The sequence below is a fragment of the Streptacidiphilus monticola genome (assembly GCF_042658505.1).
Taxonomy (GTDB): Bacteria; Actinomycetota; Actinomycetes; order Streptomycetales; family Streptomycetaceae; genus Streptacidiphilus; species Streptacidiphilus monticola.
Genome location: NZ_JBHSQJ010000010.1, coordinates 114,271 through 134,144, shown reverse-complemented (window position 1 = coordinate 134,144; position 19,874 = coordinate 114,271). Strand labels below are relative to the sequence as shown.

Annotated in this window: 24 protein-coding genes and 1 tRNA gene; 10 read left to right on the top strand and 15 right to left on the bottom strand. The window is 73.8% G+C overall.

What is annotated here, in order from left to right:
• Window positions 1-15 precede the first annotated feature (15 nt).
• The 3 genes from ACFP3V_RS03670 (at window position 16) to ACFP3V_RS03660 (ending at window position 2,901) form a co-directional block, all read left to right on the top strand.
• Window positions 16-90, top strand: a tRNA-Val gene (locus tag ACFP3V_RS03670).
• 692 nt (window positions 91-782) lie between these two features.
• Window positions 783-1,349 (top strand): hypothetical protein, encoded by a 567-nt coding sequence (locus ACFP3V_RS03665; protein ID WP_380579606.1) that lies wholly within the window; start codon window positions 783-785, stop codon window positions 1,347-1,349.
• 1,144 nt (window positions 1,350-2,493) lie between these two features.
• Window positions 2,494-2,901 carry an NUDIX hydrolase gene (locus ACFP3V_RS03660; protein WP_380579604.1) on the top strand — a complete coding sequence of 136 codons (408 nt, stop codon included), beginning with the start codon at window positions 2,494-2,496 and terminating at the stop codon, window positions 2,899-2,901.
• 169 nt (window positions 2,902-3,070) lie between these two features.
• Here ACFP3V_RS03660 and ACFP3V_RS03655 read toward each other — a convergent pair whose 3' ends face one another.
• The 4 genes from ACFP3V_RS03655 to ACFP3V_RS03640 all read right to left on the bottom strand — a co-directional run bounded on the left by ACFP3V_RS03655 (window position 3,071) and on the right by ACFP3V_RS03640 (window position 4,019).
• Window positions 3,071-3,247 carry a hypothetical protein gene (locus ACFP3V_RS03655; protein ID WP_380579602.1) on the bottom strand — a complete coding sequence of 59 codons (177 nt, stop codon included), beginning with the start codon at window positions 3,245-3,247 and terminating at the stop codon, window positions 3,071-3,073.
• A complete protein-coding gene (locus tag ACFP3V_RS03650; RefSeq protein WP_380579600.1) occupies window positions 3,244-3,450 on the bottom strand; it encodes a hypothetical protein in 207 nt (68 codons plus the stop codon). Before ACFP3V_RS03650 ends, ACFP3V_RS03655 begins: the two co-directional genes overlap by 4 nt.
• Window positions 3,447-3,713 carry a hypothetical protein gene (locus ACFP3V_RS03645; protein WP_380579598.1) on the bottom strand — a complete coding sequence of 89 codons (267 nt, stop codon included), beginning with the start codon at window positions 3,711-3,713 and terminating at the stop codon, window positions 3,447-3,449. The genes ACFP3V_RS03650 and ACFP3V_RS03645 overlap by 4 nt, the downstream gene beginning before the upstream one ends.
• A gap of 102 nt (window positions 3,714-3,815) precedes the next feature.
• On the bottom strand, window positions 3,816-4,019 hold the full coding sequence (locus ACFP3V_RS03640; RefSeq protein ID WP_380579596.1) for a hypothetical protein: 204 nt from the start codon (window positions 4,017-4,019) through the stop codon (window positions 3,816-3,818).
• Window positions 4,020-4,081: 62 nt separating this feature from the next.
• Between ACFP3V_RS03640 and ACFP3V_RS03635 the strand changes: the two genes are divergently transcribed.
• The gene (locus ACFP3V_RS03635) at window positions 4,082-4,486 is read left to right on the top strand and encodes a hypothetical protein (RefSeq protein ID WP_380579594.1); all 405 of its coding nucleotides are present in this window, start codon (window positions 4,082-4,084) and stop codon (window positions 4,484-4,486) included.
• A 35-nt stretch (window positions 4,487-4,521) separates the two neighbouring features.
• On the opposite strand, the gene ACFP3V_RS03630 is transcribed toward ACFP3V_RS03635, so the two are convergent.
• The gene (locus ACFP3V_RS03630) at window positions 4,522-5,280 is read right to left on the bottom strand and encodes a C1 family peptidase (RefSeq protein WP_380579592.1); all 759 of its coding nucleotides are present in this window, start codon (window positions 5,278-5,280) and stop codon (window positions 4,522-4,524) included.
• Window positions 5,281-5,520: 240 nt separating this feature from the next.
• On the opposite strand from ACFP3V_RS03630, the gene ACFP3V_RS03625 reads away from it, so the two are divergent.
• From ACFP3V_RS03625 to ACFP3V_RS03610, 4 genes are read left to right on the top strand one after another with little or no spacing between them, the layout of a single operon-like run.
• On the top strand, window positions 5,521-6,591 hold the full coding sequence (locus tag ACFP3V_RS03625; RefSeq protein WP_380579590.1) for an RNA ligase (ATP): 1,071 nt from the start codon (window positions 5,521-5,523) through the stop codon (window positions 6,589-6,591).
• A 39-nt stretch (window positions 6,592-6,630) separates the two neighbouring features.
• Entirely contained in the window at window positions 6,631-6,963 is a 333-nt protein-coding gene (locus tag ACFP3V_RS03620) for a MazG-like family protein (protein WP_380579588.1), read from the top strand.
• Window positions 6,960-7,892, top strand: a complete 933-nt coding sequence (locus ACFP3V_RS03615) for an ROK family protein (protein WP_380579586.1) — start codon at window positions 6,960-6,962, stop codon at window positions 7,890-7,892. Before ACFP3V_RS03620 ends, ACFP3V_RS03615 begins: the two co-directional genes overlap by 4 nt.
• A gap of 49 nt (window positions 7,893-7,941) precedes the next feature.
• The gene (locus ACFP3V_RS03610; protein WP_380579584.1) at window positions 7,942-8,472 is read left to right on the top strand and encodes a methylated-DNA--[protein]-cysteine S-methyltransferase; all 531 of its coding nucleotides are present in this window, start codon (window positions 7,942-7,944) and stop codon (window positions 8,470-8,472) included.
• On the opposite strand, the gene ACFP3V_RS03605 is transcribed toward ACFP3V_RS03610, so the two are convergent.
• Window positions 8,425-9,891 (bottom strand): DHA2 family efflux MFS transporter permease subunit, encoded by a 1,467-nt coding sequence (locus ACFP3V_RS03605; RefSeq protein WP_380579724.1) that lies wholly within the window; start codon window positions 9,889-9,891, stop codon window positions 8,425-8,427. The two genes, ACFP3V_RS03610 and ACFP3V_RS03605, sit on opposite strands and share 48 nt — an antisense overlap.
• Window positions 9,892-9,986: 95 nt before the next feature.
• Here ACFP3V_RS03605 and ACFP3V_RS03600 point away from each other — a divergent pair, with 95 nt between their 5' ends.
• The gene (locus ACFP3V_RS03600; protein WP_380579582.1) at window positions 9,987-10,418 is read left to right on the top strand and encodes a MarR family winged helix-turn-helix transcriptional regulator; all 432 of its coding nucleotides are present in this window, start codon (window positions 9,987-9,989) and stop codon (window positions 10,416-10,418) included.
• A 50-nt stretch (window positions 10,419-10,468) separates the two neighbouring features.
• Here the strand turns inward: ACFP3V_RS03600 and ACFP3V_RS03595 are convergent, their stop codons facing one another.
• The 3 genes from ACFP3V_RS03595 to ACFP3V_RS03585 form a co-directional block, all read right to left on the bottom strand.
• On the bottom strand, window positions 10,469-11,065 hold the full coding sequence (locus ACFP3V_RS03595) for a DUF1697 domain-containing protein (protein WP_380579580.1): 597 nt from the start codon (window positions 11,063-11,065) through the stop codon (window positions 10,469-10,471).
• Between the two features lie 619 nt (window positions 11,066-11,684).
• Entirely contained in the window at window positions 11,685-12,668 is a 984-nt protein-coding gene (locus ACFP3V_RS03590) for an aldo/keto reductase (RefSeq protein ID WP_380579578.1), read from the bottom strand.
• Window positions 12,669-12,743: 75 nt separating this feature from the next.
• Complete coding sequence (locus tag ACFP3V_RS03585) at window positions 12,744-13,139, bottom strand: hypothetical protein (RefSeq protein WP_380579576.1); 396 nt, start codon at window positions 13,137-13,139, stop codon at window positions 12,744-12,746.
• Window positions 13,140-13,496: 357 nt separating this feature from the next.
• Between ACFP3V_RS03585 and ACFP3V_RS03580 the strand changes: the two genes are divergently transcribed.
• Window positions 13,497-14,081, top strand: coding sequence for a TMEM165/GDT1 family protein (locus ACFP3V_RS03580; protein ID WP_380579574.1), 585 nt, complete (start codon window positions 13,497-13,499; stop codon window positions 14,079-14,081).
• Window positions 14,082-14,136: 55 nt separating this feature from the next.
• Here ACFP3V_RS03580 and ACFP3V_RS03575 read toward each other — a convergent pair whose 3' ends face one another.
• The 6 genes from ACFP3V_RS03575 to ACFP3V_RS03550 form a co-directional block, all read right to left on the bottom strand.
• Complete coding sequence (locus tag ACFP3V_RS03575; protein WP_380579571.1) at window positions 14,137-15,033, bottom strand: peptidoglycan-binding domain-containing protein; 897 nt, start codon at window positions 15,031-15,033, stop codon at window positions 14,137-14,139.
• Between the two features lie 158 nt (window positions 15,034-15,191).
• The gene (locus ACFP3V_RS03570; RefSeq protein WP_380579569.1) at window positions 15,192-15,833 is read right to left on the bottom strand and encodes a GNAT family N-acetyltransferase; all 642 of its coding nucleotides are present in this window, start codon (window positions 15,831-15,833) and stop codon (window positions 15,192-15,194) included.
• Window positions 15,830-16,654 (bottom strand): ECF transporter S component, encoded by an 825-nt coding sequence (locus tag ACFP3V_RS03565; RefSeq protein WP_380579567.1) that lies wholly within the window; start codon window positions 16,652-16,654, stop codon window positions 15,830-15,832. The genes ACFP3V_RS03570 and ACFP3V_RS03565 overlap by 4 nt, the downstream gene beginning before the upstream one ends.
• The gene (locus ACFP3V_RS03560; RefSeq protein WP_380579565.1) at window positions 16,651-18,264 is read right to left on the bottom strand and encodes an ABC transporter ATP-binding protein; all 1,614 of its coding nucleotides are present in this window, start codon (window positions 18,262-18,264) and stop codon (window positions 16,651-16,653) included. Before ACFP3V_RS03560 ends, ACFP3V_RS03565 begins: the two co-directional genes overlap by 4 nt.
• Window positions 18,261-19,439 (bottom strand): CbiQ family ECF transporter T component, encoded by a 1,179-nt coding sequence (locus tag ACFP3V_RS03555; RefSeq protein WP_380579562.1) that lies wholly within the window; start codon window positions 19,437-19,439, stop codon window positions 18,261-18,263. Before ACFP3V_RS03555 ends, ACFP3V_RS03560 begins: the two co-directional genes overlap by 4 nt.
• A partial coding sequence (locus ACFP3V_RS03550; RefSeq protein WP_380579560.1) for an SCO2322 family protein occupies window positions 19,439-19,874 on the bottom strand: 436 nt, incomplete at its 5' end. The genes ACFP3V_RS03555 and ACFP3V_RS03550, both read right to left, overlap by 1 nt.

Genomic DNA, 19,874 nt, shown 5'->3' with positions numbered 1-19,874 from the left:
AGCTCCCATGTCCAGGGGTGCATAGCTCAGCGGTAGAGCGCCGCTCTTACAAAGCGGATGTCGGCGGTTCGAATCCGTCTGCGCCCACCAGCTCCCAGCAGCAAACGAACCCCCGACCATGATCGGCCGGGGGTTCTTCGCGCCACAGGCGTGCCAGATCAGTCCGGAGCCTGCTTCGGCCCGGTCTCCTTGCGGATCATCTCGCCGAGCTTGCCCGCGATAACGCCATCTCGGTCGGCAGTCATGTGCTGGTGGATCAACGCAGCCCGTGCTCTGTGTGCCCCTTGTGGGTCATCAGCTCCTTCGTGCTCGCGCCGGCACTCGACACGAGGGGGTTCCCGGTGTGCCACAGATCGTGAGAGTGCACCTCAGGGGAGATCCTGGAGGCGATCCGAGCTCGGACCCACACGTCGTGGAAGTTGGTGCGGCGCAGCTGGCCACCCTTCAGCCTGGTGAAGACGTGCGCGTCGGCAGCGGGGGGGCACGAATGCAGCCAGGTGGTCTGACACGTCGATCAGGCTCTCGGATGGGAAGGCGACCGTCCGCACCCCGCTCGCCACTTCGGAGCGTTGGCGATGAGCTGCCGTGACATCTGCGTTTCAGGCGGGAGTTGGCGGGAAGTCACGGCGGCGTGAGTGCCGGTCCGCCGCAGGGCAGCGAATCGCGCCCGATCAGGAGTGATTCGTGGCCGGGCTTTCCAAACCAGCGTCTGAGTTGCCACGGGCCGCGTGGCCTTGGAAATGGTGAGCCGGAGCTGTGGAGACGTGGATAGTGTGCTGGGCATGAGTTGGGTCGAGCAGGTGCGGCCTTTGTTGCTGGTGGACGTGGATGGTCCACTGAATCCCTACGGTGCGAAGCCCCAGCACAGGCCCGAGGGCTACGAGACGCATCGCTTCCTGACACCTCGTTGGGAGGCGGCTGAGCGGCGCCGGCTGGCCATCTGGGGAATGCCGCACAAGCGCGTGAAGCCCTTGCGTGTCTGGCTCAACCCGGCGCATGGCCCCGCGCTCGCCGGGCTTCCGTACGAACTCGCGTGGGCAACCACCTGGGAGGAGGAAGCCAACGACTTTGTCGCACCAGTGCTGGGCCTGCCCTCTCTGCCGTTCGTTCGCTGGTCCGACGAACGCTCACAACCGGCGCCCGGCGTGTTCTGGAAGACCCCGGAGGTCCTGGCATGGGTGAACGGACGTCCCTTCGCGTGGGTGGACGATGAGATCACCGACGCTGACCGTACCTGGGTGGAGAGGCATCACGACGCCCCCTCTCTACTCCTGCGGATAGACGCACGTCGTGGCTTGCAGTCCGACGACTTCTTCGCCTTGGAGTCATGGGCGGCGGGCCGGGTCTGAGCTGATCTCGGCGACTGGCATCAACGATGACGGTTGAAGGCAGTCACTCTCCATCACGGGCGTCAGCTTAGAACGCGGCTGGGCCAACTCTCGGCAGAAGGCCCTGAAGTCTGGTCGAGCGTACAAAGCAGATGTCGGCGGTTCGAATCCGCCTTCGCCCACCAGTCGCGGGCCAGCAGCGACAGCGAGCGGCTCGCGGGAAGGTGAGCGCGGCGAAGGTATTCTCCCGAGGCGACGTTGGAGTGGGGGCTACCGGCAGCGCGAGCGAGTAGGACGTCGGTGACAAGATCGGGTGGTGGGTTACTTCTCCTTCCATCCCCTCGATCCCGGTGCCGACCGGCCCTCTCGCCCCCGGCCTCGGCGCGCCGGTCTTGGTGAGTGGCTGCGCTTCGAAGGCGCTCTCGAAGCGGTGAACCGTGACTTGGCGGCGACGTTGCCCGAGGAGCCGCCGCTTGTCCTGATGGTGTTGCCGGCCTCCGATGGGGACGACTGGCCGGACCAGATCTATGTCGCGCTGTCCGACGGGCGGTGGCAGGGGAATCCCGTCCACCCGCACGGGCCTGAGATGGGGCCGGAGCCGGACGACGACTTCACGGTGCTCAGTCTTGTCGCCGACGCTGCTCAGGAGACCGTGACCGAGCTGCTGTGGAGGGTGTGGCCGGTCTGCCCTGAGCACGACCTCGGCGTGCACCCGCGGCCGGCTGGGACCACGGCCGAAAGGGAGGCGTACGGGACCGAGGGGGACGGGCCTGTTGTGTGGTGGTGTAGTGGGGGCAGGGGTGGGGACTGCCATGATCTCTGCGAGGTGGGGCGGCTTGCGTCCGTACTGCCAGGCCGACAGCGGCGTGAACTCAGGCGCAGGGCGCGCAGGCGCGGCAGGTCCTGACCGACCCTGGCGGCAGTGACGCCCGTTCGGGACTCGGCGTACCGCCTGCCGACCGCGGGAGCCGCAACTGACTGCGGGGCCAGGCAGGTTGTGGGGCCTGCTCGCGGCGGCCTCTGGCCTCCTGCGGCGTGCACCGTTCGACTCGAACCTGGCATCACGAGATTCTCGACGTTGACGGGGTAGATCGTCAGAGCATGACCGGGTTCATCCGAAGCAGTGGCTGGGGCCGCAGCTCGTGGCCGTCTTGGAGGCAACCGCATGACCGAGCAGGGCGAACAGCAGGGCATCGCCGCGGCGATCGTCGTCCATGACAGGAAGGTGCTGATGGTGCGGCGCCGGGTCGCGGAAGGGGAGTTGGTGTGGCAGTTCCCTGCCGGGGCGATGGAGGCGGGAGAGAGCGCGGAGCAGACGGCGGAGCGGGAGGCGTTCGAGGAGACCGGGCTCTCCGTGGACGCCATGATGTCGCTGGGGGAGCGGGAGCATCCGGTGACGGGCCGTCAGATGGCGTATGTGGTGTGTGCCGTGATCACAGGGGAAGCCCACGTCGCCGACCCTGACGAACTCGCGGCGGTCGCCTGGGTGTCGCATGCGGAACTCGCCGACTACGTGCCGTCCGGGCTGTTCGAGCCGGTGCAGGAGTACTTGGACCAGCATCTGGCGGTTTAGCCGTAGTCGGGGGCTGGGTGTCGCTTTCCCGCCAGTGCGCCACCCGGACCGGCCTCCCGGCCCGCCGGCCCCCGGCCTCCCGGCCGCCCACGGCGGCGGTGGCCCGGCGGAGACGGCTGATCCGGTCCGGGCCAGAACTCGGTGTCGGCCGGGGCACGTTGGGGACGCCTCAGGGGAGTTCGAGGACCACCTCCCGGCTTTCGTGCCCGGCGAGGAGCGCGGGCCGGCCGTGCAGGCGGGCGTAGAGCGCAGCGCGTTCTGCGCGCAGGTCGCGGATCTCGTCCTCGGCCTGGTGCAGCAGGCGTTCCAGATCGCGGATGCGGGCCGTCGCGGACTGATCGCTCATGCCGCTCCGGCCTTCCGGGACACCGCCGGGGGCAGGTCCTGGGCGACCCATTCGCCGCGGGTGACCGGGCGGGTGAGGAGCCGGGCGCTGCCGCCCTGGGCGGTGATGGTGCGGATGGCGAGCAGCGCCGCGTCCAAGGTGAGCTGCCGGTGGATGAGGCCGAAGTCGTTTGCGACGGCGTACTCGGTGAACCGCTCGCTCATCGCGCACCTGCTTCCAGCGTGGGCAGCAAGCACCCGGTCGCGGGCAGAGCGGGCAGAGCCGGCAGAGCGGACGGCGGGGCGGCGGTTCGGGCGTCGCGTTCCGCGAAGAGGCGGTGCATCAGGTCGTCGATCTCGGCGCGGCGAAGGCGGCCGGCGAGGATGCCGCGGAGCTCGGTCTCGGCGGGCACCGGGCGGCGCGACGCGAGCGCGAGCGGGGTGGACGCGAGCGGAGTGGACGGGAGCGGGGTGGACGTGGGCGTCATCGGACGTGGCCCCCTCGGCTGGGAATCGGGCCGGCGGGGCCCGACGGTGGACGCTGCGAGGGCAGGCTGGCATGCCTCGCTGAAGCCGCGCTTGACGCGCAGTCAGCGGCGGATCGGTGGCCCGCCGGCCCGGGTCAGGAGGATCGCGATGCGGAGCGCCACGAGCGCCACCACGCCCAGCGCGACCGCAGCCGATACCGCACCGGTGACGGCCAGAGAGACCGCCGCCGCTCCGGCTGCTGCGCAGAGCAGGAGTGAGAGCAGCGCCCAGCCGCGCAGGCGCGGGGAGTCGGCGCGGACCTTCATGGTCCTCGCATGCCCGGGACCCCGGGGCGTACGCGGCGCCGGACTCGCTACGATGCCCCGCCATGGGAAGACGTTCGGTGTTTGCGCTGGTCGGGGTGGGGATCGGGGCCGCGCTCCTGGCCGTGGGCGGGTACGCGGTCGGGGCGCAGCGCCAGGGGGAGGCGGGGCCTCGGCACGAGGGCTGCCGGTCGGTCGGGCAGGAGTTCAGCACCCGTGCCGGGCAGTTGCGCAAGCAACTCGAACGGGAGGCGCAGGCCGTCGAGGTCGACGGGTCGCAGTTCGCGATCGACCGGATGCGGGCGGCTGTGCTCGCCGCCCTCGTCCAGCAGAACCCTGGCTGCTTCGACGCCGGGACCCGGGCCACCGTCGCCGTCGTGCAGAGTCATCCGGCGGACGGCATCGGTGATGCCGCGGCCTGCACCCTCGTCGGCCGCTCGCTCGACGAGTGCAGCGTGCGGGCGAACTGAGGCGAAGGGCGGGCCGCGGCGCGCGGGGACGGACGTCACAGCAGGTGGGGCACCGTCACATCGCCCTGCTGGGAGAGCAGCCAGCTCAGGTCGGCCTCGGCGAGGTAGCCCCAGCCGGACTGGCCCCAGCTGGTGCCCCAGGAGTTGGCGACCCAGTACTCGCCCGCCTGGGCGTCGTAGCGGGCGAGTTCGAGCTCGTGGCCGCCGGCGACGCCGGAGCTCTGGTCGAGCGGGATCCTCCCGTCCGCGGCGGGGTTGAACATCGAGTTGAGCCACGGGATGCCGATGAGGACCGGCCCGCTCTGGAGCGCCGACTGGAGGGCCTGGAGCGAGAAGGCGTGGGTGTAGGAGGTGGCGAGCCCGAGGGACTTGAGCGCCTTCGCGACGCCGATGCCGCTGCTGCCCGTGTCGGTGGGCGGGTACTCGCCGGGGATCGAGTCGCGGCGGGTGGCGAGGGAGTAGAGCGCGACGGCGAAGTCCTCGTCGAGGGTGTGCTCGCCGGCGGTGAAGAAGCCCTTGCTCGCGGCGGCGCCCTGGTCGCTGATGGTGACGGTCGTCGCCCCGGTGCGGTCGCTGGTGTCCGTGCCGAGCAGGCCGGTGGCGGCGTTGCCGGTGCAGCTGCCGAGCGCGGCCTGGTCGAGGATGGGGCTGCGTCGCGTCCAACTCACGCTCTGGATAGCCGACTTGGGGAGCGTGCCGACCGCGAAGGCGAGCGAGCGGCGGTCGTGTTCGACGTGGCGTCCCAGCCCGTGGGGCGTGTCCGGTGCGGCGTCGAGGAGGTGGACTTCGGTCATGGCGCGCTCCACGGGAGATGAGGTGGTGCGATGGTGCCCGCTTTGTCGGTACGTCAAAACGTCGGGCGGGGCGAGCTTTTGACGAGACGGGAGGCGGGGAGACGGGAGGCGGGGGACGCGAGACGGGAGGCGGGAGAGGCAGGGCTGCCGGGGTTCAAATGCTTTGCCGGGGCCGGGCACTGACGGCGACACTCGGACGGCCGGTCCGCCGACCGGCCGTCACGAGAGGAGCGGTCCGCCATGTCGACCCTGCGGGTCACCGCCGAGCGTCTGACCATCCACCCCCATGGCAACGCCGACGCGCTGGAGCTGGCGCAGGTCGGCCTGTACCGCGCGGTGGTGGCCAAGGGGCGCTACCGGACCGGGGACCACGCCGTCTACATCCCGGAGCAGTCCGTGCTGCCCGAGGCGCTGATCGACGAGCTGGGCCTGACCGGGCGGTTGGCCGGTTCGCGGCGAGACCGGGTGCGGGCGGTCCGGCTGCGCGGGGAGCTGTCCCAGGGCATCGTCTGCTCGCCGCAGGCGCTGGCGGGGGTGGACCTGCGGGCCGCGGCCGAGGCGGGTACGGACTTCGCGGAGCTGCTGGGCATCAGCAAGTGGGTGCCGCCGATCCCGGTCTCCATGAGCGGGGACGTCGAGGACGGCACGGAGCTGCTGCCCTGGGTGGACATCGAGAACCTCAAGCGCTACCCCGGCGTCTTCCCGGCGGGCGAGCCCGTCGTCATCACCGAGAAGCTGCACGGCACTTGCTGCCTGCTGACGTACCGGGCGGAGGACAGCCGGGTGCAGGTCTCCTCGAAGGGGCTCGGGGCGAAGGGGCTCGCGCTGCAGCCGACCGAGGGGAACCTCTACTGGCGCACGATGCGCGCCTGGGACGTCGCCTCCTTGGCGGCCGAGTTGGCGGACCGGCTGGGCGCGAGCCGGGTCGGTGTCTTCGGCGAGGTCTACGGCGCGGGCGTGCAGGACCTCGGCTACGGCGCCTCGGCCGGGGCCGAGCGCCCCGGCTACGCCGTCTTCGACATCGCCGCGGAGATCGACGGCCAGGTCCGCTGGCTGGATGCCCCGGCCGTGGTCGGGGCGGCGCTGCCGCTGGTGCCCGAGCTGTTCCGGGGGCCGTTCGAGCTGACGGTGGCCCAGGAACTGGCCGACGGCGCGGAGACGGTCAGCGGCAGCGGACTGCACCTGCGCGAGGGCGTGGTGATCCGGCCGCAGACGGAGCGCTGGAGCCTGGAGTTGAGCGGGCGGGCCATCGCCAAGCTGGTGAGCGACGCCTACCTGACCCGGGGCGGCAACGCCACCGAGTACGAGTGACCTGCCGCGCTGTCCGTCGCGGGCCCTAGGCTGAGGCCCGTGGCGGACGAGGCGGCGTGGGACGTGATCGACAGGCTGGCGGCCTGGCTGGACCGGGGGAACCGGGTGGGCGGGGAGATGCAGACGGTGCTGCAGATCCTCAAGATCTCCGAGGAGGCGGGCGAGGTCGCCGAGGCGGTGATCGGGGCGATCGGGCAGAACCCGCGCAAGGGCTTCTCCCACACCTGGACCGACGTCCAGGAGGAGCTGTGTGATGTCATCGTCACGGCGATGGTCGCGCTGACCCGGGTCACCCCCGACGCGCGGGCGGTGTTCGCCGAGAAGCTGGAGCGGATCGAGCGCCGGGCGCTCGGAGAGGGTGTGCAGGGATGAGCAGCGGCGCGCTCGTGGCGGCGGTGGACATCGGCGGGACGAAGATCGCCGGCGGGCTGGTCACCCGGGACGGCGAGCCGCTGCACGAGGTCCAGGTTCCCACCCCGGCCAAGGGGGAGGCCGCGGAGGTGCTGGGCGCGGTGCACGATGTGCTGGACCTGCTTGCGGCGCACGGGAGTTGGGGTCAGGTGGACCGGATCGGCGTCGGCAGTGCCGGGCCGGTGGACGTGGTGCGCGGGACCGTCAGCCCGGTCAACATTCCCAACTGGCGCGGCTTCCCCCTGGTCGAGCGGGTGGCGGCCCACCCGGCCGTGGGGGGCCGACTGCCGGTGGTGCTGGGCGGCGACGCCGTGGCGATGACGGCGGCGGAGCACTGGGTCGGTGCGGCCCGGGGCTTCGCCAACGCCCTGTGCCTGGTGGTCTCGACGGGCGTCGGGGCAGGCCTGGTGCTGAACGGGAAGGTGTACGCCGGGCCGAGCGGCAATGCCGGGCATCTCGGCCACATCACCGTGGATATGGACGGCGACCCCTGTCCGTGCGGCTCGCGGGGGTGTCTGGAGCGGGTCGCGAGCGGGACGGCGATCGCGGCGTGGGCGCTGGGTCGCGGGTGGCGTCCGGACGGTGACGACGCGTCGGCCGCGGCGGTGGCCGCGTCGGCGCGGGCCGGGGACGAGACCGCGCGGGCGGCGTTCGACCGGGCGGGGAAGGCGCTGGCCGCGGGGATCGCCGCCACGGCGACGCTGGTCGAACTGGAGGCCGCGGTGCTCGGGGGCGGGGTCCTGCAGGCGGGTGACCTGCTGCTGGAGCCCCTGCGCCGCCACCTGCAGACGTATGCGGCACTGCCGTTCACCCACGGCATCAAGATCCTCCCGGCCCGACTCGGCACCCGCGCCGGCCTGGTCGGCGCAGCCGCGCTGGCGCTGGGCTGAGCCGCCGGCGAGGCGGGTCCTGTCAGTGGTCCGGCCTAACGTTGGTGTCGTGGCTGGAGTGTCGTGGATACGCGTCGAAGCACCCCTCCCCGGCGGGGCCGTGCGGGTGGGGGTGACGGCGCGCGGGGTCGTCGCGACCGAGTTCGGGCTCGTCGGGGAGAGTTCCGTGCTCGCGGGGGACGAGGAGAAGGCCGAGCGGGTCCGGGCGGAGGTCGGGGCCTACTTCGCCGGTGCCCGCCGGGACTTCGGGCTTCCCCTCGACTGGAGCCGCACCGAGGGTCTGCAGCGCACGGTGCTGCAGACCCTCCACCGGGAGGTGGGGTACGGGCGCACGGTCACCTACGGCGAGCTGGCCCGCCTCAGCGGCGCCTTCCTGCCTGATGACTTCGAGGCGCCGCGCACCGTCGGACAGATCATGGGCTCGAACCCGCTCTTCCTCCTCGTGCCCTGCCACCGCGTCGTCGCCTCCGACGGTCTCGGCGGCTTCGGCGGAGGGGAGTTGGGGCTTGCCGTGAAGCGCTGGCTGCTGACGCTAGAGGGCGTTCTCGCGCCGACGCTGGACTGGAACGGACCGGGATGAGGCCGTCGTCCGGCCTCCGGCCCGCCCGCCCGCGGCGGCCCGAGCCGGGCCGTCCGGGATGGTGAAGGCGAAGGCGGCGGCCACGGCCGCGATCGCCGCGAGGACCAGGTAGGCGTGCTGGTAGGCGCTGACCGGGGGCGCGGTCGCGGCGCCCGTCGGGGTGTTCAGCACCAGCGCCGTGGTGACGGCCGCGGGGGCCAGCGCGCCGCCGGTCTGGCGGACGACGGTGTTGAGCGTCGAGGCCTGCGCCAGGTCGGTCTTGGCGACGGTCGCCAGTGACGCCACCGTCGAGGGCATGAAGACTCCGCCCATCGCGATGCCGAGCAGGAACATGTAGCCGCGGAAGGTCCACAGGTCGGTGCCCGCGTCGCAGGTGGAGAAGAGCAGCAGCACGGCGCAGACGCCGGCCAGGCCGGTGCCGATGATGACGCGCGGTCCGACGCGGGCGTAGAGCACGCCCGCGAGCTGGACGGTGAGCAGCACGCCGAAGGCCTCCGGGAAGGTGCTCGTCCCGGACTCGAGCGCGGACCGGCCCTGGCCCTCCTGCAGGAAGAGCGGGCCCAGGTACATGGCACCGAGGATCGGCACGAGGCCGACCAGGTTGACCAGGTTGGTGTCACGGAACAGCCGGTCCGCGAACAGACGCAGCCTCAGGATCGGTTCGCTGGTGCGCAGTTCGAAGACGACGGCGCAGGCGAGCAGGACGGCGCCGACGCCGAGTGCGGTCAGCACGGCCGGGGACGACCAGCCCCGGTTGGGGCCCTCGCAGATGCCGAACATCAGGGTGGCCAGGGCGGCGGCGCTGAGCAGCAGGCCGGGCAGGTCGAACCGCCCCGGGCGGCGGTCGCGGTGCTCGGCGAGGAACAGCAGGCCGAAGAGCGCGGCGGGCAGTCCGACGGGGACGTTGACGTAGAAGACCCAGCGCCAGGAGAGGTGGTCCACCAGCAGGCCGCCGAGCACGGGTGCGGCGGCGGGGGCGATCTGCTGAGGGATGATCATGTAACGCGAGATGCGGACCTGTTCGGAGGAGGTGAAGGTCCGGAACAGCAAGGCGGCGGAGGCCGGGAAGAGCACGCCCGCCGACAGGCCCTGCAGGGCGCGGAAGGCGACGAGTTGGCCGAGGTCCGCGGCGGCGCCGCAGAGGAGAGAGGAGAACAGGAAGCCGAGCAGCGAGGTGAGCAGGACGCGCCGGCCGCCGAAGCGCTCGACCAGCCAGGCCGAGGCGGGGATGGCCATGGCCAGGCAGACCGGATAGACGACGACCACGCCGTCCAGGGCGGCGGTGGTGAGGTGGAACTGGCGGGCGATGGACGGAAGTGCCACGGTGGTGATCGCTCCGTCGACGATCGCGATGAAGGTGACGGAGACGCACATGACCGGGACGACCAGGCGTTGGCTGAGGCGGAAGGAGGCGGGCAGGAGAGGTCGGCGTCGGAGCAGCAGCACGATACTGAGCATACTCACTATGTGAGTGCTCACGGAATTCGATTGGGACGGGAAACGGGGAACGGCGCATGGCGGTACACGGCAGCAGCGACGTCCTGGTGGACGAGCTGTTCGAGACGACCCAGCGGATGCGGGTCTTCGTCGAGGGCAGGCTGAGGGCGAACGGGATGTCGGTGGCCCGGCTGCGGGCGCTGCGGATGCTGGCGAACTCCGCCGAGCCGCTGCGGATGCGGGACCTGAGCGAGATGACGGGCGTGGCCGCCCGGACCACGACGAGCCTGGTGGACACCCTGGAGCGGGACGGCCTGGTCGAGCGCGTCCGGCACCCCGCCGACCGCCGCGCGTTCCTGGTGCGGCTGACCGAGCTGGGCGCCGAACGGCATCGCGAGGCAGAGGAGTTGGACCGGGTGGCACTGGCGGAGGCGACGGGGCTGCTGGGCGCGGCGGAGCGCGAGCAGCTGCGGGCCCTGCTGGCCCGGATCCGCGAGGCGACGGGCTGAGGGCCCGCGGCCGGCTGACGGGGAGGGCGGGGAGGGGAGGGAGAGGTTGCTCAGCCCGGCTTGCGGGCTGCGGCGAGGATCTTGGCGCAGGTGTGGAAGAACCGGCCGGTGGCCTGGACGCCCAGGGACTTCTCCAGCGCGGGACCGGGGTTCGCCGGCGGGCGGCCGTCGATGAGGTGCCAGATGAGGTAGGCCGTGCCGCCGTGGACGCCGACGATCTCCCAGTCGCCCTTGGGGGAGACCCGGGGTTCGAGGGCGCCCTCGAGCTGCCCGTCGGTGAAGAGCAGGCTGAACCGCTCGTCCGGCGCCGGGGCGCGGTCGTGGAAGGGCGCGGCCTCCAGGTCCGCCGCGAACTCGGCTTCGGTGCGCAGGACGGCGGGTATCCGGAAGCCGAACTCGGCCTCCATGCAGGACTCCAGACGCTGCGTCAGCTCCTTCCGCTGCCGCTCGGGCTCCGGTTCCCGCCCCCGTCCGGGACCGGTGGGGGCCTGGAAGAAGACGTTGCCGCTGGCGATGTAGGTCCGCACGCCGGACAGTCCGGGCTGCTGTCCCAACAGGGCGCGCAGACGCGCCATCTCGACCTTGCGACCGCCGACGTTGACGGCGCGCAGCAGGGCGATCCAGGTGGTGGCGGGGTCCGCTGTCATGCTGCACACGCTAGACCGCGCCACCGACAACCGCGCCCCTCGCGGGCGGATCAGTGGGCTCCTGGAACCCGCCGTCGCCCCCTCAAGCCTCCGGGCGGAAGGTGAGCCGCCCCTCGACCTGCCCGCCGGGCGGCCCCGGCGCGGCCCGCGCCTCCGGTGCGGCGGGCAAGCCTGGCGGATGGCCCGCGAACCCGCCTTCGCGGCACCGCCCTGCCCGGCCCGCGCCCTCCGGCGGCGGCAGGGGGACCGACGGCCTCCCGGAACAGGCCGTCAGTCGCTCCGCACACGCCTGGCCGGACGCGCAGCTCGGACATGCGGGTGGCCTGTGCCTGAGCGCGCAGTGCGGCGTGGCCGGCGGCCCGCCCGCCCCTGGAGTCGGCCGTCAGCAGCAGCCGTCCGCGTGCCCCCGCCGTTGCCGGAGCGGACATGTGCGGCCCGAGCCGCCGACGGGGCCCGGCAGGGCGGACCGGCGGGCAGCCCCCGCGAGCCCGCCGTCGTTTGCACCCCGGCGCCCGGTCCTCAGCGGAGCGGACAGGCTCGGCGCCGGCCTCCGGCGAGGCCCGGCAGGGGCGGGGCGGGCGGGGGCCGGCTGCCGGGCGTCAGGCGGGGCGGGGGTGGGTTACCAGGCGTAGTCCTCAGGGGCGGGCTTGTGGCCCGGGAAGATGTCGTCGAGTTCGGTCAACGCGGCCTCGTCGAGGGTGAGTTCGACGGCACGCAGGGCGGAGGTCAGCTGGTCGGCGGTGCGGGGGCCGACGATGGGGGCGGTCACCGCGGGCTGGTGGAGGAGCCAGGCGAGGGCGACCGTGCCCGGCTCCTGGCCGAGCTTGTCGCAGAACGCCTCCCAGCGCTCCAGTTGGGCCCGCTGCGTCTCCGACAGCTGCTTGACCCGGTCCGCGCTGCGGCCGCCCGCCTCGGCGCGGCGCAGCGCGCCGCCGAGCAGGCCGCCCTGGAGCGGGGACCACGGGATCACGCCGAGGCCGTGGTGCTGCGCGGACGGCAGTACCTCCAGCTCCACGGTGCGGGCCAGCAGGTTGTAGAGCGACTGCTCGGCCACCAGGCCGAGGTAGTCGCGCTTCGCGGCGGCCGCCTGGGCCAGGGCGATGTGCCAGCCGGCGAAATTGCTGCTGCCCGCGTAGAGGATCTTGCCCTGGGCGGTCAGCACCTCCATCGCCTGCCAGATCTCCTCCCAGGGAGTGGCCCGGTCGACGTGGTGGAACTGGTAGAGGTCGATGTAGTCGGTCCGCAGGCGCTTCAGGCTGGCGTCGCAGGCGCGGCGGATGTTGAGGGCGGAGAGCCGGCCGTTGTTCGGCCACTTCTCCTGGCCGCCCAGCGGCATGTCGCCGTAGAGCTTGGTGGCCAGCACGGTGCGCTCGCGGCGCCCGCCGCCCTGGGCGAACCAGGAGCCGACGATCTCCTCGGTGCGGCCCTTGTTCTCGCCCCAGCCGTAGACGTTCGCGGTGTCGAAGAAGTTGACGCCCTCGGCGAGGGCGTTGTCCATGATCCGGTGGGCGTCGGCCTCCTCGGTCAGCGGACCGAAGTTCATCGTGCCCAGGCAGATGCGGGAGACGGACAGGCCGGTGCGGCCCAGCGTGGTGTACTCCATGGGTCCCACCCTCACCCCTGACACCCCGTCATGTCGAGGGGTGTCTCGCGGCGCTGCTGCCACCGGCCGCACCGCTCAGCGCACGACGACGGTCACCGTCGGGGAGATGCGGTCCAGCCGCCCGGCCGGGCCGACGAGCAGCCGGGTCCGGAACTGCAGGTCACCGCGCCGGGTGGCCCGTACCCGGGCTCTCGCCTGCTGGAACTGCCGTGCAGAGCAAGAGAGTTGGCGCCAGCTGCCGCCGCCCTGCCGCTGGTCCACGCAGAGCCGGTAGGTGCGGGCGGCGTCGTCCCCGCCGGTGCCGGTCACGGTCACGGACTGGCCCAGCCGGAGGACGCGCGCCGACACGGTGGTGCGCACCGCCGACTTGGCCCAGGCGCTCGCCCCGAAGTCGGCGCCCAGGCCGAGTGCGGCCAGCGTCGCCGCCGAGACGACGGCGAATCTGCGGAACGGAACGGTGCGGTGTGCCATGGTGCGAGTCTCCCCCGTGCGACGGTGTGTCCCCCGGTAGGTAGGGATGGATTCACCGCGTCGGCGGTTCCCCCGCGGGCGGGACGGGGCGCACGCCGGCCGGGCCGGGGCGCAGGCGGGCTCGGGTAGGATGGCGGACGTTGAAGGGGAGTAGCCCCCACCGGAACGTCGACATACTGGCCGTCCTGCCCGCAGGTCCGGCCCGGCGCCCGGGGCGTCCGCTCGGTCGGGCGCTGGCGAGACCTTCGGCCGCAGCCCGCTGCGCAGTACGTCCACGTACCCGCGGCGCTGTCGTGCCGAGGCGTCGCGAGCGAGGTCGGAGCAGGCGGTGCCGCCCGAACCGAGGATCTCCGCTCCGTGAACAGCCTGACGATCGCCGCGATCACCTTCGGCATCATCTTCATCGCCGAACTGCCGGACAAGACGGCCCTGGCCAGCCTGGTGCTCGGCACCCGCTACCGGGCGAGCTGGGTCTTCACCGGCATCGCCGCCGCCTTCGCCGTCCACGTCGGTCTCGCCCTGGTGGCCGGGCGGCTGCTCGCGCTGCTGCCGCACCGCTGGGTGGAGGGCGTCGTCGGCGTGCTCTTCGTGGGCGGGGCGCTGATGCTGCTCTTCGGCCACGAGGAGGACGAGGAGGGCGTGGAGCGCAAGCCGCGCGCCGCCACCTTCTGGCCGGTGGCCACGACCGGCTTCCTGACCGTGCTGGTCGCCGAGTTCGGCGACCTCACCCAGATCATGACGGCCAACCTGGCTGCCAAGTACGACGATCCGGCCGCCGTGGGCATCGGCTCCTGGCTGGCCCTCTGCGCGGTGGCGGGCGTCGCGATCGTCGGCGGCCAGAAGCTCATGAAGCACGTGCCGCTGAAGCTGATCACCCGGATCGCGGCCGCGGTGATGCTGGTGATGGCCGGCGTCAGCATCACCCAGGCGGTGGTGGGCTAGCAGCCCGAACCCGTCCCCCTGCGTGCCCTGAGCGCCGCGAACGCGGGACGGAGGCTCAGCCCTGGCCGCTCTGGCGGTTCATGGCGTCGGCCATCCGGGCCTGGGTGTTGGGTCCGTAGACGCCCTGCGGGTCGCCGGTGACGCCGTACCAGACCTGGAAGGTGGCGACGTCCTGGGCGGTGCGCTGGTCGTAGTCGCCGGTCGCCCGCAGGCCGCGGTCGATCCACAGGGCACGCAGGTCGGACTGGAGTTGGGCGACCGCCGGACCGGTCGATCCCAGCTGCAGGGTCTGCGAGGCGGCGGCGGTCGCCGTGGTGGTCCCCGTGGGGCCGGCGGCCGTGGACGCCGATGCCGACGGCGAGGACGACGGACTGAGGGTGGGGGCGGCGCTCGGGCCCGCCGTGCTCGCTCCGGTACTCGGCGACGCCGAGTCGGACCTGTGCGGCGAGACGGACGGTGACGCGGACGCGCTGTGCTTGCGGCCGGGCCGGGCGGACGCACCGGTCGGGGAAGCCGAGGGCGTCGCGGGGGCCGCGCCCGAGGAGGTGTCCACCGAGGCGACGACCGGGGCGCCGGACGGCGAACCGGTGGTCGAGCTGCCGCCTCCGGCGGCGAGCGCGATCCCGGCGCCGCCGGCAGCCAGCACCGCGACCGCGGCGATGCCGTATCGGCGCTTCCGGGTACGGGACTTGACGGCCGCGTCGAGCCGCGCCTCCCGGCGCGTGGGCAGGACGAGCGGCGGCACGGGCAGCGGCAGCGCCTCGGCCTCGGAGCCGGGCTCGGCCTGGCGCTCGCCGGGGGCAGGGGCCTCCGCGGGGGTGGCCGAGGCGTCGGCGGCCGGGGCGGCGTCCTCCGGCACCGGCGTCGGGTGCACGTACGGGCGGACCAGCTCCGGCCCGACGACGGGCAGGACGGCTGTCTCCTGGGCGTCCGGGCCCTGCTGGTCCGTCATGTTCCCCCCTGGTACCGGCGGCGCGCCTGGTGCTGGTGTGTGCGAAAGCGGCACGATTATGCATGACGTGTGGAGGCCCGCGGCCGGGCCCCGTGACGGCTGTCCGGCTTGTGCGGATAAGGGCACGCGGCGCGGCTCGCACCAGGGTTGAGGATGCGTCAGCGAGTCGGGCGGATCAGGACTTCACTGCCGATCGGGACGAATCCGGCGGACAGGAACGCCCGCAGCGACCGGGCGTTGCCGGGGGCGACCGCCGCGAAGACGGGTTCGCCTGCCGGGACCAGCGTCAGCGCGTCCGCCAGCAGCGCGCGGCCCGCGCCGCGGCCGTGCTCGGCCGCCGTCAGCTCGATGCTCAGCTCCCGCCGTCCGGCGAGGCCGGAGGCCAGGGTGACCAGGCCGCGCCGGTCCCCGTGCACGCGGACGTCGGTGCGCTGGGTGCGGGCGTAGCGGACCCGCGGATGGTCCGCGGCCTCCGGCAAGGCGGGCAGTGCCGGGCCGCCGCCGGCGCCCAGGGCGCAGAGGGTCACGTCGACGCTGTTGACCCAGCCCGCGGGGCCGGCCAGGGCGCGCAGGAAGTCCACCGCCAGCGAGCCGCCGAGGCCGTCGGGGCCCAGCGCGAGCACCTGCTCCGGGGCCAGGGCGGTGGCCACGACGGCGTGCGCGGTGAAGGCCACGGAGGCCTCAAGTCCGTTGCCCGGCGCGGGGAGCACGGTCACACCGCCGTCGGGCTGGGGGAACACCCCGGCCGCCGCGTCGAGGAAGAGCCGGAGCAGGGGGTGCGGTGGGGCCGTGGCCGTCATCCGGGCTCCCCGGGGACGAAGGCGGCGCGCCGGGTCGCGCGGCGCAGTGTGAGCAGCACGGGACGGCCCAGGGTCAGGCAGAGCACGGCGGTCAGCGCGGAGCGTGGGAGGTCCCATCCCATCGCCGTGGTGAGGTGGTAGACGAGGAAGCGGGGCAGGTTCTCCGACAGCGGCGCTCCCGCCTGGAAGGAGATGCCGGAGCCCAGCCCGGCGATCCACGGCCAGCCCTGAAGGTCCATCACCAGGCCGTAGCACTCGGCGGCGAGAGCGCCGTAGACCGCGAGCAGCCAGCGTTCGCCCCGGCCGCGCCGGCCACCCGGGAGCAGACCGGCGCCGAGGCAGACCCAGCCCATCGCCAGCATCTGGAACGGCAGCCAGGGGCCGACGCCGCCGGTGAGCAGTGCGGAGGCGAAGAGGGAGAGGTTGCCGAGGACGAAGCCGAAGCCGGGGCCGAGGACCCGTCCGGAGAGCACCATCAGGAAGAAGGTCGGCTCGAGCCCCGCGGTGCCCGCGCCGAGCGGGCGCAGGGCGGCCCCGGCGGCGGCGAGGACGCCGAGGAGGGCCACCGCCTTGGCGTCCAGGCCGGGTTGGCCGGCGTCGCGGCCCTCGGCGACCTGGGCGATGACGACTGCGATCAGCAGCGGCAGCAGGGCCGCGAAGAGCCAGGGGGCGTCACCGCCATGGGCGAGCCCGGAGCCGGGGGACGCCAGGAGCGGCCAGCCGAAGGCGACGACGGCGACGGCGCTGGTGAGGGCGAGCAGCGCGACGGAGCGGCGGCCGAGCGGGACCGGGCGGGCGTCCCGGGTCACCACCCCGCTCATGCCGGCAGCCCCAGCGCGTCCGCGACCTGGCGGACCGTCAGCCACGGGGCGGGGGCCAGCACCTTGGCCACCTGCGGGGCGAAGGCGGGGGAGGAGACCACCACTTCCGCCGTCGGGCCGTCGGCGACGACCTCGCCCTCGGCCAGGATGACCGTCCGGTGGGCCAGTTCGGCCGCCAGTTCCACGTCGTGGGTGGCCAGCAGGATGCCGTGGCCCGCCGCGGCCAGCTCGCGCAGCAGCTCCACGAGCCGGGCCTTGGCCGCGTAGTCCAGGCCGCGGGTGGGTTCGTCCAGCAGCACCAGCCCCGGCCGCGCGGTGAGCACCACGGCCAGCGCCAGGGTGAGCCGCTGCCCCTCGGACAGGTCACGCGGGTGCAGGCCGTCCGGGACGCCCGGCAGCAGCCGGGAGACCAGCGCCCGGCAACTGCCGGACGCCGCACCGCTGTCGCGGTCCGCGGCGGCGCACTCGGCGGCCACCGTGTCGCAGTACAGCAGGTCGCGCGGCTCCTGCGGGACCAGGCCGACGTGGCGAAGCACCTGCGCCGGGCGGGCCTTGGCCGGCTCCAGACCGCCGACGTCGATCCGCCCTGCCGCCGGGGCGTGCAGGCCGACGAGCGTGCCCAGCAGGGTGGACTTGCCCGCGCCGTTGCGGCCCATCAGCGCGGTCACCTGCCCCGCCCGCAGGTCCAGATCCAGCCCGCGCAGCACCGGTACGGGACCGCGTCGCACCTGCAGCCCGCTGACCCGGGCCAGGGTCCGACCGTCCGTCACGGGGGCCGGGGCGGGCGGGGTGCGCCCGTCCAGCCGCTCGCGCAACGGGGCGGCGCGGCGGCGGGCGTCGCGGATGCTCAGCGGCAGGGGCGACCAGCCCGCGGCGCGGCCCAGCGAGACCACCGGCGGATGCACCGGCGAGACCGCCATCACCTCGGCGGGCGCCCCGACGACCGGCGGCGCACCGCCGCCGTCGAGAAGCACCACCTGGTCCGCGTACTGCACCACCCGTTCCAGCCGGTGCTCCGCCAGCAGCACCGTGGTGCCCAGGTCGTGGACCAGCCGCTGGAGCACGGCCAGCACTTCCTCGGCCGCGCCCGGGTCCAGCGCGGAGGTGGGCTCGTCCAGTACCAGCACGCGCGGATGGACCGTCAGCACCGAGCCGATCGCGACGCGCTGCTGCTGTCCCCCGGACAGCGTGCTCAGCGGCCGGTCGCGCAGGTCGGCCAGGCCCAGCAGGTCCAGCGTCTCCTCCACCCGGCGCCGCATCACGTCCCCGGGCAGGCCCAGGGACTCCATGCCGTAGGCGAGTTCGTCCTCGACGGTGTCGGTGACGAAGTGCGCGAGCGGGTCCTGCCCCACGCTGCCGACGACGTCGGCGAGGTCGCGCGGCCGGTGGGTCCGGGTGTCGCGGCCCGCCACGGTGACCCGGCCGCGCAGCTCGCCGCCGGTGAAGTGCGGCACGAGGCCGTTGACGGCGCCGAGCAGGGTCGACTTGCCCGAGCCCGACGGCCCGACCAGCAGCACCAGTTCGCCCTCGGGGATGTGCAGATCCACCCCGGCGAGGGCGGGCCGCTCGGCGTCGGCGTAGGTGACGGTGACGTCCTCGAAGGTGATCACGTTGTCTCCTTCCGCGACGGCGACGGCGAGGGCGAGGGTGAGGGCGCGGGCGAGGGCGACGGCAGCGAACGGGACGATGACGGTGACGGTGACGGGACCGCCGGAGGGGTCGGGAACGACGGCGGAGCCGGGGCGGCCCAGGCGGGGAGCAGCCCGAGGAGCACACCCGCCGCCGGGAGCAGCGGCAGTACGGGTGCGGTCAACGGCACGGGCGTCGGGTGGAGCGCGGTCGCGTCGAGCCCGCCACAGGCGACCACCGCGGCGGCGACGGCGACGCCGGAGCCGGCCACCACCCAGGCACGCAGTCCCCACGGGTCCGGCCGGTAACGGGTCCTGACGGCCCGTCGGCCGCCCAGCAGCAGCCCCGCGGCGGCGGCGAGGGCGCCGAGGGCCAGCAGCGGCAGCGCCCAGCGGGCGCCGTCCGCGCCCAGCAGGCCGTAGGCGGCGGTGCAGACGCCGAGCAGGCCGGTCAGCGTGAGGGCGGCGGTGGTCCGCCGGACGGTGACCGGGACCTCGGCGGTGCGGCCGAAGCCCCGCGTGTCCATCGCGGCCGCCAGACCGACCGACCGTTCCAGCGCGCCTTCGAGCACCGGGACGCCCACCGTCAGCAGGGCCTTGACGCCCTTCTCGGAGCGCCCGCGCAGCCGGCGTGCGGCGCGAAGCCGCTGTGCGTCGGCGACCAGGTTCGGCGCGAAGGTCAGCGCGACGACGACGGCGACGCCGGCCTCGTAGAGCGCGCCGGGCAGCGAGCGCAGCAGCCGGGCCGGGTTGCCGAGGGCGTTGGCGGCCCCGACGCAGCCGAGCAGCACCGCCAGGCGCAGCGCGTCGTAGAGCGCGAAGAGCAGACCCTCGACGGTCACCGGGCCGCCCAGCCGCACGCCCTTGAACCACGCGGGGAGCGGGAGTTGGGGGAGCGTCAGGATCACGTGGGTGCCCGGGATCGGGGAGCCGAGCACGGTGAAGAACAACAGCCGCAGGAGGAGGACGGCGAGGCCGATCCGGAGGAAGACGCCGTAGGCGCGGGCAGCCGGGTCGTCGCTGCGCCGGGCGGCGACGACGAACCCCGCCACGCCCGCGATCTCCAGCAGGAGCAGCGGGTTGGTGGTGCGGGAGGCCGCCGTGGCCAGGCCGAGGGCCCACAACCACCAGGCGCCCGGGTGGAGCCGACGGGTCATCAGTCGCCGTGCCGGTTTCCGTGCTGCCGCAGGTGCTCGCGCCTGCGGCGCTGGTACCAGGCCCCGGCGCCGAGCGCGGCGACGAGGACGGCGCCGGCGGCCCAGCCGAGGCTCGCCCCGCCGTCGGCGCCGTGCGTCGCGGTGCGTGCGGCGGACGTGCCCCCGCTGACGACCTCACCGCAACCGGTCTGCGGGTAGCCCGAGATGGCGCAGAGGATGCCGTTGGCGTCGTAGCGCAGCGGCGGCGCGAGCTGCGCCAGGGCCTGGGCGGAGCTGGCGTTCTCGTCGAGGACGGCGCAGGCCGCCTTCGCGGTGGGCGGAGCGGCCCCGGTACCGGAGTCGGCGGCGGTGCCGTAGTCGATGACGACGGCGACCCGCTTCTTGCCGTGGACGGCGGCGGTCGCCCCGCAGACGGCACCGAAGTCGGCGGCGCGG